The sequence below is a fragment of the Enterobacter sp. HK-058-C-ECC genome, from assembly GCF_047531125.1.
Taxonomy (GTDB): Bacteria; Pseudomonadota; Gammaproteobacteria; order Enterobacterales; family Enterobacteriaceae; genus Enterobacter; species Enterobacter quasiroggenkampii.
The window spans coordinates 32612-45014 of the sequence record NZ_JBLKCH010000003.1 but is presented as its reverse complement, the minus strand read 5'-3'; the positions used below and the strand labels follow the sequence as shown (position 1 = coordinate 45014).

At 57.9% G+C, this 12403-nt stretch carries 13 protein-coding genes; 8 read left to right on the top strand and 5 right to left on the bottom strand.

Annotated elements, in window-relative coordinates; translation table 11 throughout:
- Positions 1 to 29 precede the first annotated feature (29 nt).
- The 5 genes from gutM to srlA form a co-directional block, all read right to left on the bottom strand.
- Positions 30 to 389: a transcriptional regulator GutM gene (gene gutM, locus ACMWJS_RS08355; RefSeq protein WP_045908515.1), complete on the bottom strand. Its 360-nt coding sequence runs from the start codon at positions 387 to 389 to the stop codon at positions 30 to 32.
- 92 nt (positions 390 to 481) lie between these two features.
- Entirely contained in the window at positions 482 to 1261 is a 780-nt protein-coding gene (srlD, locus tag ACMWJS_RS08350) for a sorbitol-6-phosphate dehydrogenase (RefSeq protein ID WP_023294411.1), read from the bottom strand.
- A 14-nt stretch (positions 1262 to 1275) separates the two neighbouring features.
- Positions 1276 to 1638, bottom strand: coding sequence for a PTS glucitol/sorbitol transporter subunit IIA (gene srlB / locus ACMWJS_RS08345; protein WP_022649147.1), 363 nt, complete (start codon positions 1636 to 1638; stop codon positions 1276 to 1278).
- A 12-nt stretch (positions 1639 to 1650) separates the two neighbouring features.
- A complete protein-coding gene (locus tag ACMWJS_RS08340) occupies positions 1651 to 2610 on the bottom strand; it encodes a PTS glucitol/sorbitol transporter subunit IIB (protein WP_039025237.1) in 960 nt (319 codons plus the stop codon).
- On the bottom strand, positions 2607 to 3170 hold the full coding sequence (gene srlA, locus ACMWJS_RS08335) for a PTS glucitol/sorbitol transporter subunit IIC (RefSeq protein ID WP_003862164.1): 564 nt from the start codon (positions 3168 to 3170) through the stop codon (positions 2607 to 2609). Before srlA ends, ACMWJS_RS08340 begins: the two co-directional genes overlap by 4 nt.
- A gap of 251 nt (positions 3171 to 3421) precedes the next feature.
- Between srlA and mltB the strand changes: the two genes are divergently transcribed.
- The 8 genes from mltB to alaS all read left to right on the top strand — a co-directional run bounded on the left by mltB (position 3422) and on the right by alaS (position 12330).
- Positions 3422 to 4522: a lytic murein transglycosylase B gene (gene mltB, locus ACMWJS_RS08330; protein ID WP_045908517.1), complete on the top strand. Its 1101-nt coding sequence runs from the start codon at positions 3422 to 3424 to the stop codon at positions 4520 to 4522.
- 300 nt (positions 4523 to 4822) lie between these two features.
- Positions 4823 to 5476, top strand: a complete 654-nt coding sequence (locus ACMWJS_RS08325; RefSeq protein WP_414746935.1) for a metal ABC transporter ATP-binding protein — start codon at positions 4823 to 4825, stop codon at positions 5474 to 5476.
- A complete protein-coding gene (locus tag ACMWJS_RS08320) occupies positions 5473 to 6333 on the top strand; it encodes a metal ABC transporter permease (RefSeq protein ID WP_024907701.1) in 861 nt (286 codons plus the stop codon). Before ACMWJS_RS08325 ends, ACMWJS_RS08320 begins: the two co-directional genes overlap by 4 nt.
- A 14-nt stretch (positions 6334 to 6347) precedes the next feature.
- Positions 6348 to 7226 (top strand): metal ABC transporter substrate-binding protein, encoded by an 879-nt coding sequence (locus tag ACMWJS_RS08315; protein WP_414746934.1) that lies wholly within the window; start codon positions 6348 to 6350, stop codon positions 7224 to 7226.
- Between the two features lie 129 nt (positions 7227 to 7355).
- Positions 7356 to 7853 (top strand): nicotinamide-nucleotide amidase, encoded by a 498-nt coding sequence (gene pncC, locus ACMWJS_RS08310; protein WP_045908520.1) that lies wholly within the window; start codon positions 7356 to 7358, stop codon positions 7851 to 7853.
- 89 nt (positions 7854 to 7942) lie between these two features.
- Positions 7943 to 9001, top strand: a complete 1059-nt coding sequence (gene recA, locus ACMWJS_RS08305) for a recombinase RecA (protein ID WP_048224541.1) — start codon at positions 7943 to 7945, stop codon at positions 8999 to 9001.
- 69 nt (positions 9002 to 9070) lie between these two features.
- Positions 9071 to 9571, top strand: a complete 501-nt coding sequence (gene recX / locus ACMWJS_RS08300; protein WP_032640869.1) for a recombination regulator RecX — start codon at positions 9071 to 9073, stop codon at positions 9569 to 9571.
- A gap of 131 nt (positions 9572 to 9702) precedes the next feature.
- Complete coding sequence (alaS, locus tag ACMWJS_RS08295) at positions 9703 to 12330, top strand: alanine--tRNA ligase (protein WP_008499543.1); 2628 nt, start codon at positions 9703 to 9705, stop codon at positions 12328 to 12330.
- Positions 12331 to 12403 lie beyond the last annotated feature (73 nt).

Sequence of the window (12403 nt, the reverse complement as noted above, 5' to 3'; positions counted from 1 at the left end):
TTCGCAAGTCTATATCTTTCACAACGAAATTATCCATGTTTCAGATTAAGCGCTAATGATAGTGCATTCTGACAGAGTGGATCATGGGGAAAGATCACATCAGGCTGTAATTCCTGCAGCGAAATGCCGTTGATTGCCTGGATTTTCACCGGACGGGCAAAGACGGTCATGCCGCGCATGATGAGGGAATCGCAGACGTTATTGTTTTCATCCAGCGCAATAGCCACGACGACGCGTGGTTTAAAGCGTCCGCCGGAACGTCCGACGCCCACGCGGCCTTTCTGGCACAGGGCGTCAAACGCGCGGTTAAACTGGTGAATTTGCCAGCCGCCGAACGCCATCTGACAGAGCCAGGCGAGGGCGGCGACGGTGATGAGTGCGGTAACCATATCTGCTCCTTTAATGGCCGGGTGGCGGCTGCGCCTTACCCGGCCTGCGGGGATGGTAGCCCCGGTAAGCGCAGCGCCACCGGGGAATGAACTCAGAACATCACCTGCCCGCCGGTGACGTTAATCGACTGTCCGGTGCAGTACGAGGCTTTCGGGCTGGCGTAAAACAGCAGCATGTTCAGCACGTCCTGGTAATCGCACCCGCGCTTGAGCGGCACTTTATCGATGTAGTACTGCTCCACTTCTTCCGCTTTGATGCCGAGCTTGGTGGCGTACTGCGGTAGCAGGGACTGGAACATCGGCGATTTCAGCAGGTTGCCGAGCATCAGCGAGTGAACGGTAATGCCGTATTCGGCCAGATCCAGCGCCAGAGACTGGGTCAGCCCCACGCCGCCAAACTTCGCCGCGCTGTAGCCGGAGTTATGCTTGCTGCCCACTTTCCCCGATTTAGAGTTGATCTGAATGATGCGCCCCTGAATGCCGTCGCGGATCATCAGACGGGAAAACTCGCGGGCACAGAGGAAATAGCCCACCAGATTGACCTGCAGCGAGCGGTCAAAATCCCCCAGCTCGAAATCGCTGATAAAGGCCGCTTTCGCAATTCCCGCGCTGTAGACCAGCAGGTCGGTACGGCCAAAAATCTCGTCCACGCCGCGGGCCAGCGCCATCACGCTCTGCTCGCTGGTGGCGTCGGCGCCAAACCCGTACGCCATTCCTTCACCAAACTCGGTATTGATGGTGTCCGCCACGCGGGCGGCTTTTTCACTCTGGATGTCCACTACCGCCACGCGGTAACCCTCTGCGGCAAGCCCACGGCAGAGGAACTCGCCTAAGGTTTGTCCCCCACCAATGACAACGGCAACCTGACTCATGTCTATCTCCTTAATTACGCAACAAATTTTAACGTGCAGCCTGGGGTGACAGCCTGCGGAACCGGACCCTCAACGTGAACCGTGCCGGGATACTCCGCCTGCGGCTGGCCGTCGAAACGCAGGGTGATGTGGCCCAGCTCGCGCAGGTTTTGTTCAGCGACGTCGCCGACGGCGGTCACGGCATAGCGCGCCTCGCCCAGCTCCAGCTGGCTCCCGGCCTTCAGCTCACCGTTCAGCTCGCCGTGGCAGTGGATGAAGCAAAACTCTTCGATATCAGCAGGCGCCCCTTCGCGAAAGGTGATCAGCATCTGGTCGCTCAGCGCGTCGGCGGCGCTCTGGCCGATGCGGGTAATGGTGGTCTGGTAAATCACGGTCATGGCAGGCATCTCTTATTGATAAATAAAGCCGGAAACAAACCAGGCAATCAGCACCGTCGGCGCGCCCGTCAGGAAGCGGCTGACCAGCACGGACGGCACGCCCACGCGCACGGTGTCCTGGCGCGCTTCGGCCAGCGACAGCCCCACAGGGATAAAGTCGCACGCCGCCTGGGCGTTAATGGCAAACAGGGCGGGCAGGGCGAGGTGCGGGGGAATGTTCCCCAGACCAATCTGCACGCCAATCAGCACGCCGATGACCTGAGCAATCACCGCGCCCGGGCCGAGGAACGGCGACAGCAGCGGGAAGGAGCAGATCAGCGCCAGCGTCACCAGCCCAAGCGGGTGGCTGGCAAGCGGGGCGAGGCCGTGGGCAATCCAGTCGCCCAGGCCGGAGGCCATGATGATGCCGATCAGCGCCGAGACGAACGCCATAAACGGCAGAATGGTCTTCAGCACCGTGTCGATGGTGTCGCGCCCGGACTGGAACAGCACTGCCACGGCAGACCCCATCCCCATCCCGACTTTCGCCAGCAGGCCATCGCTCTGCTCGGTAATTTTCTTGCTGGTGTCGTATTCGCGCGGAGCCGCTTTTTGCGGTGCAGACGTCCCCTTCACCAGGGTGATGTTGTCTTCCTTGACGCCCGAGACATAAATGTCTTCGAGGATGTACTGCGCCAGCGGGCCGGATTTCCCGGTGGAGTGAATATTTACCGTCGGAATGCGGCGCTTCGGATAGATACCGCAGCGCAGCGTGCCGCCGCAGTCGATCACCGCCACGCCGATTTCCGCCTCCGGCGGTTCCCCTTCTTTGAAGCCGTCGACCGCCTCCCAGCCCGTCAGCTCGCGCAGCCTGTCGACGATCGCCGGGCGGGTACCCGCGGTGATGTAAACAATCTTTTTGCCTTCGGTGGCGTCGAACTCCAGCGGGCCGCCCCAGCCGCCCGTGCCTTTCTCAATGCGGATCCGGTTCATGCTGTGGCTCCTGAAAGATGGACCTTCTGTTCAAGCTGGATGCCCATTTTTTTCTCAAAAATAGCGGTGGTGAGGTCGGTCACCCAGCCGCGGAAGAAGTTGGTGACCAGACCGACCAGCAGGTAGCTCACCGCCAGCGGGCCGAGCGGCAGGCCAAGCGTGGTAAGGCCGCTGGCGATCCCGAGATAAACGAACAGCTCGCCGGGGTTGATGTGCGGGAACAGGCCGTTCATCGAATGGCAGCTGTAGGAGGCGGCGGCGTAATAGCTCGGCTTGTACTTCTCTGGCATAAAGCGGCCGAGGCTTAAGGTCATCGGGTTGCAGAACACGAAGGTGCCGATAAAGGGCAGTATCAGGTAGCGGGACAGCGGGTTTCCGGCGCAGCGCTGGGCGAAGCGTTCAATACGCTGCTGCCCGATAAAGTTAATCAGCGCGTTCATGATAACCAGCAGGCTGATCAGCAGGGGCAGGATCCCGGTCACCATGCCGGTGAACACTTCTCCGCCTTTCTGAAACAGCCCGATGAACCACTCGGCGCCGTGGGTGATGGTTTCTATCATTCTTCTCTCCTGTAGGGCGTTTGTTTTTGTCTATCTGCGGCTAATAATAATCACTTTGAAAGGTTTTAAAGTGTTAGTTAGATCTCACAATGAAAGAAAAATGTATTATTTTGAAAGTTAATTGACGTGGTGAATGATTTTCGGGGGAAAAAAGCACGGATTTGCGTTGGGGAGGTGCGTACCGCTTCCTTGAGGTGTTGCGGATGCTTTACCATACTGGGTTCTTATCGAACCCGTTAAATGGATGTCTCATGTTCAAGCGTCGTTATGCAGCGCTGTTGCCTGCGCTTATTCTGCTGTCTGCCTGTAGTAGCAAACCTAAGACCGAAGCCGTTCAGCAAACGGCGGGCGCGCCTTCCGGAGGATTCCTGCTGGAGCCGCAGCACAATATGATGCAGATGGGCGGCGACTTCGCGAATAACCCGGCGGCCGAGCAGTTCATCGATAAAATGGTGAGCAAACACGGCTTTGACAGACAGCAGCTGCACGAAATTTTGTCTCAGGCCAAGCGTCTGGACTACGTGCTGCGCCTGATGGACAGACAGGCGCCGACGGCCCAGGTGCCGAGCGGGCCAAACGGGGCGTGGCTGCGCTATCGCAAACAGTTCATTACCCCGGACAACGTGCAAAACGGCGTGGCGTTCTGGAATCAGTATGAAGAGGCGCTCAACCGCGCGTGGCAGGTGTACGGCGTACCGCCTGAAATCATCGTCGGGATTATCGGTGTGGAAACCCGCTGGGGCCGCGTGATGGGCAAAACCCGCATCCTGGACGCGCTGGCGACGCTCTCCTTTAACTATCCGCGCCGCGCGGAGTATTTCTCTTCCGAGCTGGAAACCTTCCTGCTGATGGCGCGTAACGAACAGGACGATCCGCTCGATCTGAAAGGGTCGTTTGCCGGCGCGATGGGCTACGGCCAGTTCATGCCGTCGTCCTATAAACAGTATGCCGTCGACTTTAACGGAGATGGCCATATCAACCTGTGGGATCCGGTGGATGCCATCGGCAGCGTGGCGAACTACTTCAAAGCGCACGGCTGGGTGCCGGGCGGCCAGGTGGCGGTGCAGGCGAACGGTCAGGCGCCGGGGCTGGAAAATGGCTTCAAAACTAACTACAGCATTTCGCAGCTGACCGCGGCAGGCTTAACGCCAACGCAGCCGCTGGGCAATGCACAGCAGGCGAGCCTGCTGCGTCTGGATGTTGGAACGGGCTATCAGTACTGGTACGGACTGCCGAACTTCTACACCATCACCCGCTATAACCACAGCACCCACTATGCGATGGCCGTATGGCAGCTGGGGCTGGCGGTATCGCAGGCCCGCGTGCCGGCGGCGTCACCGTTTAGTCAGTAAGTTACCCCGACGGGTAGGCCGGGTAAGGCAACGCCGCCACCCGGCTTGGCCGCGCACACGGTGCGGCCTGATGCCCTCTCCCACGGGAGAGGGCGTTTTGCAGAAACATTTCGCCACACTCCCTATTCAAACCTGCCATTTACATCTTAGCCACCTTTCATTATTGTTATGTTATAACATTTAAACTGGTATCGAGATGTCAACGTCCCTTTTTTCTCTGTCTGCTCCGGTTCGGCTTTTGCTGGCGCTGGTGCTTATTGTCTTTCTCGGGCTGGCCGTGCGCTGGGCGGTGGCGTTGCCATGATTGTGATGAATGAACTGGTCGCGGGTTATGAACGCCAGCCCGTGACGCGGCCCCTCTCGGGCACGATTGCGCGTGGAAGTATGACCGCGATTGTCGGCGCTAACGGCTGCGGGAAATCTACCTTACTGAAAACGCTCGCCGGGTTTATCCCGCCCGTAAGCGGCGGTTTTCGCTGGCAGGGAAAGCGCCCGGTGATTGGCTGGCTGGCACAGCGCCACGCGCTGGAGGCGCAGTTTCCGCTAACCGTACGGGACGTGGTAAGCATGGGCTGCTGGCCTGGCATTTCGCTGTTTTCCGGGTTTCGCCGCGAAACGCGGCTGCGCATTGCCAGCGCGCTTGAGCGCGTCGGGCTGGAATCCATGGCGTTATCCACCATCGATGAGCTCTCCGGCGGCCAGTTCCAGCGCATGCTGTTCGCCCGCGTCCTGGTGCAGCAGGCGCCGCTGGTGATGCTGGATGAGCCCTTTACCGGGGTCGATGAGGTCACCTGCAACGTACTGATGGATGTGATGCTGGAGATGTATATGCAGGGGCAAACGCTGCTCGCGGTACTGCACGACAGCGAGCGCGTGTCGCGCCATTTCCCGCAGACGTTACGGCTGGATGCTGACGTTCCTCAATGGAAAACCGAGCGGGTGAGGGTGGCATGATCTGGCATCTCTTTTTTCAGCCGTTTATCGAGTATGGCTTTATGCGTCGCGCACTGGTGGTTTGCCTGGCGCTCTCGGTCAGCACCACCGCGCTTGGCGTGTTTCTTCAGTTGCGCCGGATGAGCCTGATGGGCGACGCCCTTTCTCACGCCATTTTACCGGGCGTCGCCGTGGGATACTTGCTCAGCGGCATGTCGCTGCTGGCGATGAGTATCGGCGGTTTTATCGCGGGCATTACCGTGGCGCTGCTGGCCGGTCTGGTCAGTCGCCGCACGCCGCTTAAGGAAGATGCCAGCTTTGCCGGGTTTTATCTCGGCTCACTGGCCCTGGGGGTCACGCTGGTATCGCTTCGTGGATCGAATGTCGATCTGCTGCATTTGCTGTTTGGCTCCATCCTCGCCGTGGACAACGACGCCGCGCTGTTTGTCACGGGCGTGTGCATGTTCACCCTTATTGTGCTGGCGATGTTCTATCGCGGGCTGGTTACCGAAGCGTTTGACACCGCCTGGCTACAGGTGAACGCCCGCTGGCTGCCCGGCCTGCTGCACGGACTGTTTCTGGCGCTGCTGGTCCTTAACCTGGTGGCCGGTTTTCAGGTGCTCGGCACGCTGATGGCCGTTGGTCTGATGATGCTGCCGGCTGTGGCAGCTCGCTGCTGGGTACGCACGCTACCGGCGTTACTTCTGATGGCGGGCATCAGCGGTATTTTCTGCGCATGGCTGGGGTTGAGCCTCTCCTGGGCGATGAGTCTTCCGGCCGGGCCATCCATCGTGCTCACCGCCAGCGCGCTGTTCTTTATTTCCATTTTATTGGGTACGCGAAGCAGGCTCGCTGGCAGTCTGCGGGCGTATTTTTAACGCAAGGGGAAACGATGAAACGTACAGGATTAGCAGTGGCGCTCGCGCTGGGGATGATGTCGCACGGCGTGATGGCGAAAACGCTGAATGTGGTCACCAGCTTTTCGATACTGGGGGATATCACCCAGGAGGTGGGCGGTGACCATGTGAAGGTGACGACGCTGGTGGGGCCGGATGGCGATCCGCATACCTTCGAGCCGTCGCCGAAAGACAGCGCGGCGCTGAGCAAGGCCGATGTGGTAGTGGTAAACGGCCTGGGGCTGGAGGGCTGGCTTGACCGTCTGGTGAAAGCCTCCGGGTTCAAAGGACAACTGGTCGTTGCCTCAACCGGGGTGAAAACCCACACGCTTGAGGAAGATGGAAAGACCGTGACCGATCCACACGCGTGGAACAGCGCGGCGAACGGGGCGCTGTATGCACAAAATATTCTGAACGGGCTGGTGAAAGCCGATCCGCAGGACAAAGCCGCGCTGGAAGCCTCCGGTAAACCCTATATCACGCAGCTTAACCAGCTGGATAGCTGGGTCAAAACGCGCTTTAGCCAGATCCCGCAGGCGAAGCGTAACGTGTTGACCAGCCACGACGCGTTCGGCTATTTCAGCCGTGCCTACGGCGTGAGGTTTATGGCGCCGCAGGGACTGTCCTCCGAGAGCGAGGCCAGCGCGGCGCAGGTTGCTGAGATTATCAATCAGATCAAAGCCGACGGCGTAAAAACCTGGTTTATGGAAAATCAGCTCGATCCGCGTCTGGTGAAGCAGATTGCGTCGGCGACGGGCGCGCAGCCGGGGGGCGAGCTTTACCCCGAAGCGCTGTCGGCCAAAGGCGGGGTGGCAGACACCTACGTTAAGGCGTTTCGCCACAATGTGAATACGCTCGCCAACAGCATGAAATAACTTTTCCACGGCCGGTGCGCCCGCACCGGCTTTTTTCTGAAGCACCCTCGTAAAACCCGAAGCGCGTCCCCACATCTGACGAGAAAGTGCTATCTTGTGCAGCACGTTTTTCTGATGCCTGGAGCGAGAATGACTGACCATGAATTGATGCAGCTTAGCGAGATAGTTGGCCTTGCGCTTAAGCAACGTGGGGCGACCCTTACCACCGCTGAGTCCTGCACCGGCGGCTGGGTGGCGAAAGCGATTACCGATATTGCCGGCAGTTCCGCCTGGTTTGAACGCGGATTTGTGACCTACAGTAACGAAGCTAAAGCACAGATGATTGGCGTGCGCGAATCCACGCTGGAACAGCACGGCGCGGTCAGCGAACCGGTGGTCATCGAGATGGCGATTGGCGCGCTCAAAGCGGCGCGAGCTGATTTCGCCATTTCCATTAGCGGCATCGCGGGGCCGGACGGCGGCAGCGACGTGAAGCCTGTCGGCACCGTCTGGTTTGGTTTTGCCACCGCGAAAGGTGAAGGGATCACCCGCCGGGAGTGCTTTAGCGGCGATCGCGAAAGCGTGCGTCGTCAGGCAACCGTTTATGCGTTAAAAACGCTCTGGCAACAATTTCTACAAAACACTTGATACTGTATGACCATACAGTATAATTGCACCAACAGAACAGAAATCCACGGTGAAGCACAGTCGCTTCTCCCGGCATGACAGGAGTAATAATGGCTATCGACGAAAACAAACAGAAAGCGTTGGCGGCAGCACTGGGCCAGATCGAAAAGCAATTCGGTAAAGGCTCCATCATGCGCCTGGGTGAAGACCGTTCCATGGATGTGGAAACCATCTCCACCGGTTCGCTTTCTCTGGATATCGCGCTGGGCGCTGGCGGTCTGCCTATGGGCCGTATCGTAGAGATCTACGGGCCAGAGTCCTCCGGTAAAACCACCCTGACGCTGCAGGTCATTGCCGCAGCACAGCGCGAAGGTAAAACCTGTGCGTTTATCGATGCCGAGCACGCGCTGGACCCTGTGTATGCCCGTAAGCTGGGCGTCGATATCGACAACCTGCTGTGTTCTCAGCCGGACACCGGTGAGCAGGCGCTGGAAATTTGTGACGCGCTGGCGCGTTCTGGTGCTGTTGACGTTATCGTGGTCGACTCCGTTGCTGCACTGACGCCAAAAGCGGAAATCGAAGGTGAAATCGGCGACTCTCACATGGGCCTCGCGGCACGTATGATGAGCCAGGCGATGCGTAAGCTGGCGGGTAACCTGAAGCAGTCCAACACGCTGCTGATCTTCATCAACCAGATCCGTATGAAAATCGGCGTGATGTTCGGTAACCCGGAAACCACGACCGGGGGTAACGCCCTGAAATTCTACGCCTCTGTCCGTCTGGATATCCGCCGTATTGGCGCGGTGAAAGAGGGTGAGAACGTGGTGGGTAGTGAAACCCGCGTGAAGGTTGTGAAGAACAAAATCGCTGCGCCGTTCAAGCAGGCTGAGTTCCAGATCCTCTACGGCGAAGGGATCAACTTCTACGGTGAGCTGGTTGACCTGGGCGTGAAAGAGAAGCTGATTGAAAAAGCGGGCGCCTGGTACAGCTACAACGGTGACAAGATTGGTCAGGGTAAAGCGAATGCCATCTCCTGGCTGAAAGAGAACCCGGCTGCGGCGAAAGAGATCGAGAAGAAAGTGCGTGAGCTGCTGCTGAACAACCAGGACTCCACGCCAGATTTCGCGGTTGATAGCGCGGATGCTGAAGAAACTAACGAAGACTTTTAATTCTTTCGTTTAACAATGAAGGGCTGCTGATGCGGCCCTTTTTGCATTTCTGAATCAGCAGGTTTTTTTATGAGTGAACCGACAACACGTCGACCCGCGTATGCACGCCTACTGGATCGCGCGGTGCGCATCCTGGCCGTTCGTGACCACAGTGAACAGGAGCTGCGGCGAAAACTGTCGGCACCGGTGATGAGTAAAAACGGCCCGGAAGAGATTGATGCCACTGCGGAAGATTATGACCGCGTCATCGCATGGTGCTATGAGCATCGCTATCTTGATGACGAGCGTTTTGCCTCGCGGTTTCTCGCCAGCCGTGGCCGCAAGGGATACGGGCCCGCGCGCATCCGGCAGGAGCTAAACCAGAAAGGGGTGGCCCGGGAGTCCATCGAAAAAGCGATGCGCGAATGCGACATTGACTGGTGCGAGCTGGCAAAAGAGCAGGCCATTCGTAAGTACGGCGAACCGCTGCCGCGTGAATTTTCAGAAAAAGTCAAAATCCAGCGCTTTTTGCTCTACCGCGGCTTCCTGATGGAAGATATTCAGGATATCTGGCGTAATTTTGCCGATTGAACGCATGCGGGATTTTACTTCCCACCAAAGAAAACTTATCTTATTCCCACTTTTTCCAGTAGCTGGTCTGTCCAACGGTTTACCGATACAGGCTGGCTACGACATTTCGTTAGCTTGATTTCAGGATAATTATGAGCAAGAGCACCGCTGAGATCCGTCAGGCGTTTCTCGATTTTTTCCATAGTAAGGGACACCAGGTTGTTGCCAGCAGCTCCCTGGTACCGAACAACGATCCGACTCTGCTGTTTACCAACGCCGGGATGAACCAGTTCAAGGATGTGTTCCTTGGTCTCGACAAGCGTAATTATTCCCGCGCCACAACCTCACAGCGTTGCGTGCGTGCGGGCGGTAAACACAACGACCTGGAAAACGTCGGTTACACCGCGCGTCACCACACCTTCTTCGAAATGCTGGGTAACTTCAGCTTCGGCGACTACTTTAAACACGATGCTATTCAATATGCGTGGGAACTGCTGACCGGTGAAAACTGGTTCAACCTGCCGAAAGAGCGTCTGTGGGTTACCGTCTATGAAACCGATGACGAAGCCTACGAAATCTGGGAAAAAGAAGTCGGGATCCCGCGCGAGCGTATTATTCGCATCGGCGATAACAAAGGCGCGCCTTACGCGTCCGATAACTTCTGGCAGATGGGTGACACCGGTCCTTGCGGTCCGTGCACCGAGATCTTCTACGATCACGGCGACCACATCTGGGGCGGCCCTCCAGGCAGCCCGGAAGAAGACGGCGATCGCTACATTGAGATCTGGAACATCGTCTTCATGCAGTTTAACCGTCAGGCCGACGGTACGATGGAGCCGCTGCCGAAGCCGTCCGTTGATACCGGTATGGGTCTGGAGCGTATTGCCGCGGTACTGCAGCACGTTAACTCCAACTATGAGATTGACCTGTTCAGCACCCTGATCAAAGCCGTTGCGGAAGTGACCGGCGCGACCGATCTGAACAACAAATCGCTGCGCGTTATCGCGGACCACATTCGTTCCTGCGCGTTCCTGATTGCCGACGGCGTTATCCCGTCGAATGAAAACCGTGGCTACGTGCTGCGTCGTATCATTCGTCGAGCTATCCGTCACGGCAACATGCTGGGCGCGAAGGATACCTTCTTCTATAAACTCGTTGGGCCACTGATTGGCGTGATGGGGTCAGCCGGTGACGAGCTGAAACGCCAGCAGGCGCAGGTTGAGCAGGTTCTGAAAACCGAAGAAGAGCAGTTTGCCCGTACGCTGGAGCGTGGTCTGGCGCTGCTGGACGAAGAGCTGGCGAAGCTTAAGGGCGACACGCTGGATGGCGAAACTGCTTTCCGCCTGTACGACACCTACGGCTTCCCGGTTGACCTGACGGCGGACGTTTGCCGCGAGCGTAACATCAAAGTTGACGAAGCGGGCTTCGAAGCCGCGATGGAAGAGCAGCGCCGTCGTGCGCGCGAGTCCAGCGGCTTCGGTGCAGACTACAACGCGATGATCCGCGTTGATAGCGCGTCTGAATTCAAAGGCTATGAGGCGCTGGAACTGACCGGCAAAGTGACCGCTCTGTTTGTTGACGGTAAAGCCGTAGACAGCATCAGCGCGGGCCAGGAAGCCGTAGTCATTCTGGACAAAACGCCGTTCTACGCCGAATCCGGCGGCCAGGTTGGCGATAAAGGCGAACTGAAGGGCAATGGCTTTAGCTTCAGCGTGACCGACACTCAAAAATACGGTCAGGCGATTGGTCACCAGGGCAAACTGGTTTCCGGTTCTCTGAAAGTGGGCGAGGGCGTCCAGGCTAACGTTGATGAAGCTCGCCGCGCGCGCATTCGTCTGAACCACTCGGCAACCCACCTGATGCACGCTGCCCTGCGCGACGTACTCGGTACCCATGTTGCACAGAAAGGTTCTCTGGTTAACGACAAAGTGCTGCGCTTCGACTTCTCGCATTTTGAAGCGATGAAGCCGTCTGAAATCCGTGCGGTGGAAGATCTGGTGAACGCGCAGATCCGTCGCAACCTGCCAATCGAGACCCATATCATGGATCTCGAGGACGCGAAGAAAAAAGGTGCGATGGCGCTGTTTGGCGAGAAATACGACGAGCGCGTTCGCGTGCTGAGCATGGGCGATTTCTCTACCGAGCTGTGCGGCGGTACGCACGCCTCGCGCACCGGTGATATCGGCCTGTTCCGCATTGTTTCCGAGTCGGGAACGGCGGCAGGTGTGCGTCGTATTGAAGCGGTGACCGGTGAAGGTGCGATTGCCAGCCTGCATGCGCAGAGCGATCAGCTGCACGACATCGCGCAGCTGCTGAAAGGCGATAGCCAGAACCTGGGCGAGAAAGTGCGCGTTGCGCTGGATCGCACGCGTCAGCTGGAAAAAGAGCTGCAGCAGCTGAAAGAGCAGGCTGCGGCGCAGGAGAGTGCAAACCTCTCCAGCAAGGCTGTAGACATTAAGGGCGTCAAACTGCTGGTCAGCGATCTGGCGGGCGTTGAGCCTAAGATGCTGCGTACTATGGTCGACGATCTCAAGAACCAGCTTGGTTCTACCGTTATCGTGCTGGCGACGGTGGCAGAAGGTAAGGTTTCTCTGATTGCGGGCGTCTCTAAGGATGTGACTGACCGCGTAAAAGCAGGGGAACTGATTGGTATGGTCGCTCAGCAGGTGGGCGGCAAGGGTGGCGGTCGTCCGGACATGGCGCAAGCCGGTGGTACGGATGCGGCGGCACTTCCTGCGGCATTAGCCAGCGTTGAAAGCTGGGTAAGCGCGAAACTGTAATAACTACAAAGCACAAGCAGACGCCATAGCGGTAACGTTATGGCGTCTTGTTCACTGTGCTATCGATAACGAT

Coding starts and splice junctions, on each gene's coding strand:
- gutM (WP_045908515.1), bottom strand. CDS start 389: ATGGTTACCGCACTCATCACCGTCGCCGCCCTCGCCTGGCTCTGTCAG.
- srlD (WP_023294411.1), bottom strand. CDS start 1,261: ATGAGTCAGGTTGCCGTTGTCATTGGTGGGGGACAAACCTTAGGCGAG.
- srlB (WP_022649147.1), bottom strand. CDS start 1,638: ATGACCGTGATTTACCAGACCACCATTACCCGCATCGGCCAGAGCGCC.
- ACMWJS_RS08340 (WP_039025237.1), bottom strand. CDS start 2,610: ATGAACCGGATCCGCATTGAGAAAGGCACGGGCGGCTGGGGCGGCCCG.
- srlA (WP_003862164.1), bottom strand. CDS start 3,170: ATGATAGAAACCATCACCCACGGCGCCGAGTGGTTCATCGGGCTGTTT.
- mltB (WP_045908517.1), top strand. CDS start 3,422: ATGTTCAAGCGTCGTTATGCAGCGCTGTTGCCTGCGCTTATTCTGCTG.
- ACMWJS_RS08325 (WP_414746935.1), top strand. CDS start 4,823: ATGATTGTGATGAATGAACTGGTCGCGGGTTATGAACGCCAGCCCGTG.
- ACMWJS_RS08320 (WP_024907701.1), top strand. CDS start 5,473: ATGATCTGGCATCTCTTTTTTCAGCCGTTTATCGAGTATGGCTTTATG.
- ACMWJS_RS08315 (WP_414746934.1), top strand. CDS start 6,348: ATGAAACGTACAGGATTAGCAGTGGCGCTCGCGCTGGGGATGATGTCG.
- pncC (WP_045908520.1), top strand. CDS start 7,356: ATGACTGACCATGAATTGATGCAGCTTAGCGAGATAGTTGGCCTTGCG.
- recA (WP_048224541.1), top strand. CDS start 7,943: ATGGCTATCGACGAAAACAAACAGAAAGCGTTGGCGGCAGCACTGGGC.
- recX (WP_032640869.1), top strand. CDS start 9,071: ATGAGTGAACCGACAACACGTCGACCCGCGTATGCACGCCTACTGGAT.
- alaS (WP_008499543.1), top strand. CDS start 9,703: ATGAGCAAGAGCACCGCTGAGATCCGTCAGGCGTTTCTCGATTTTTTC.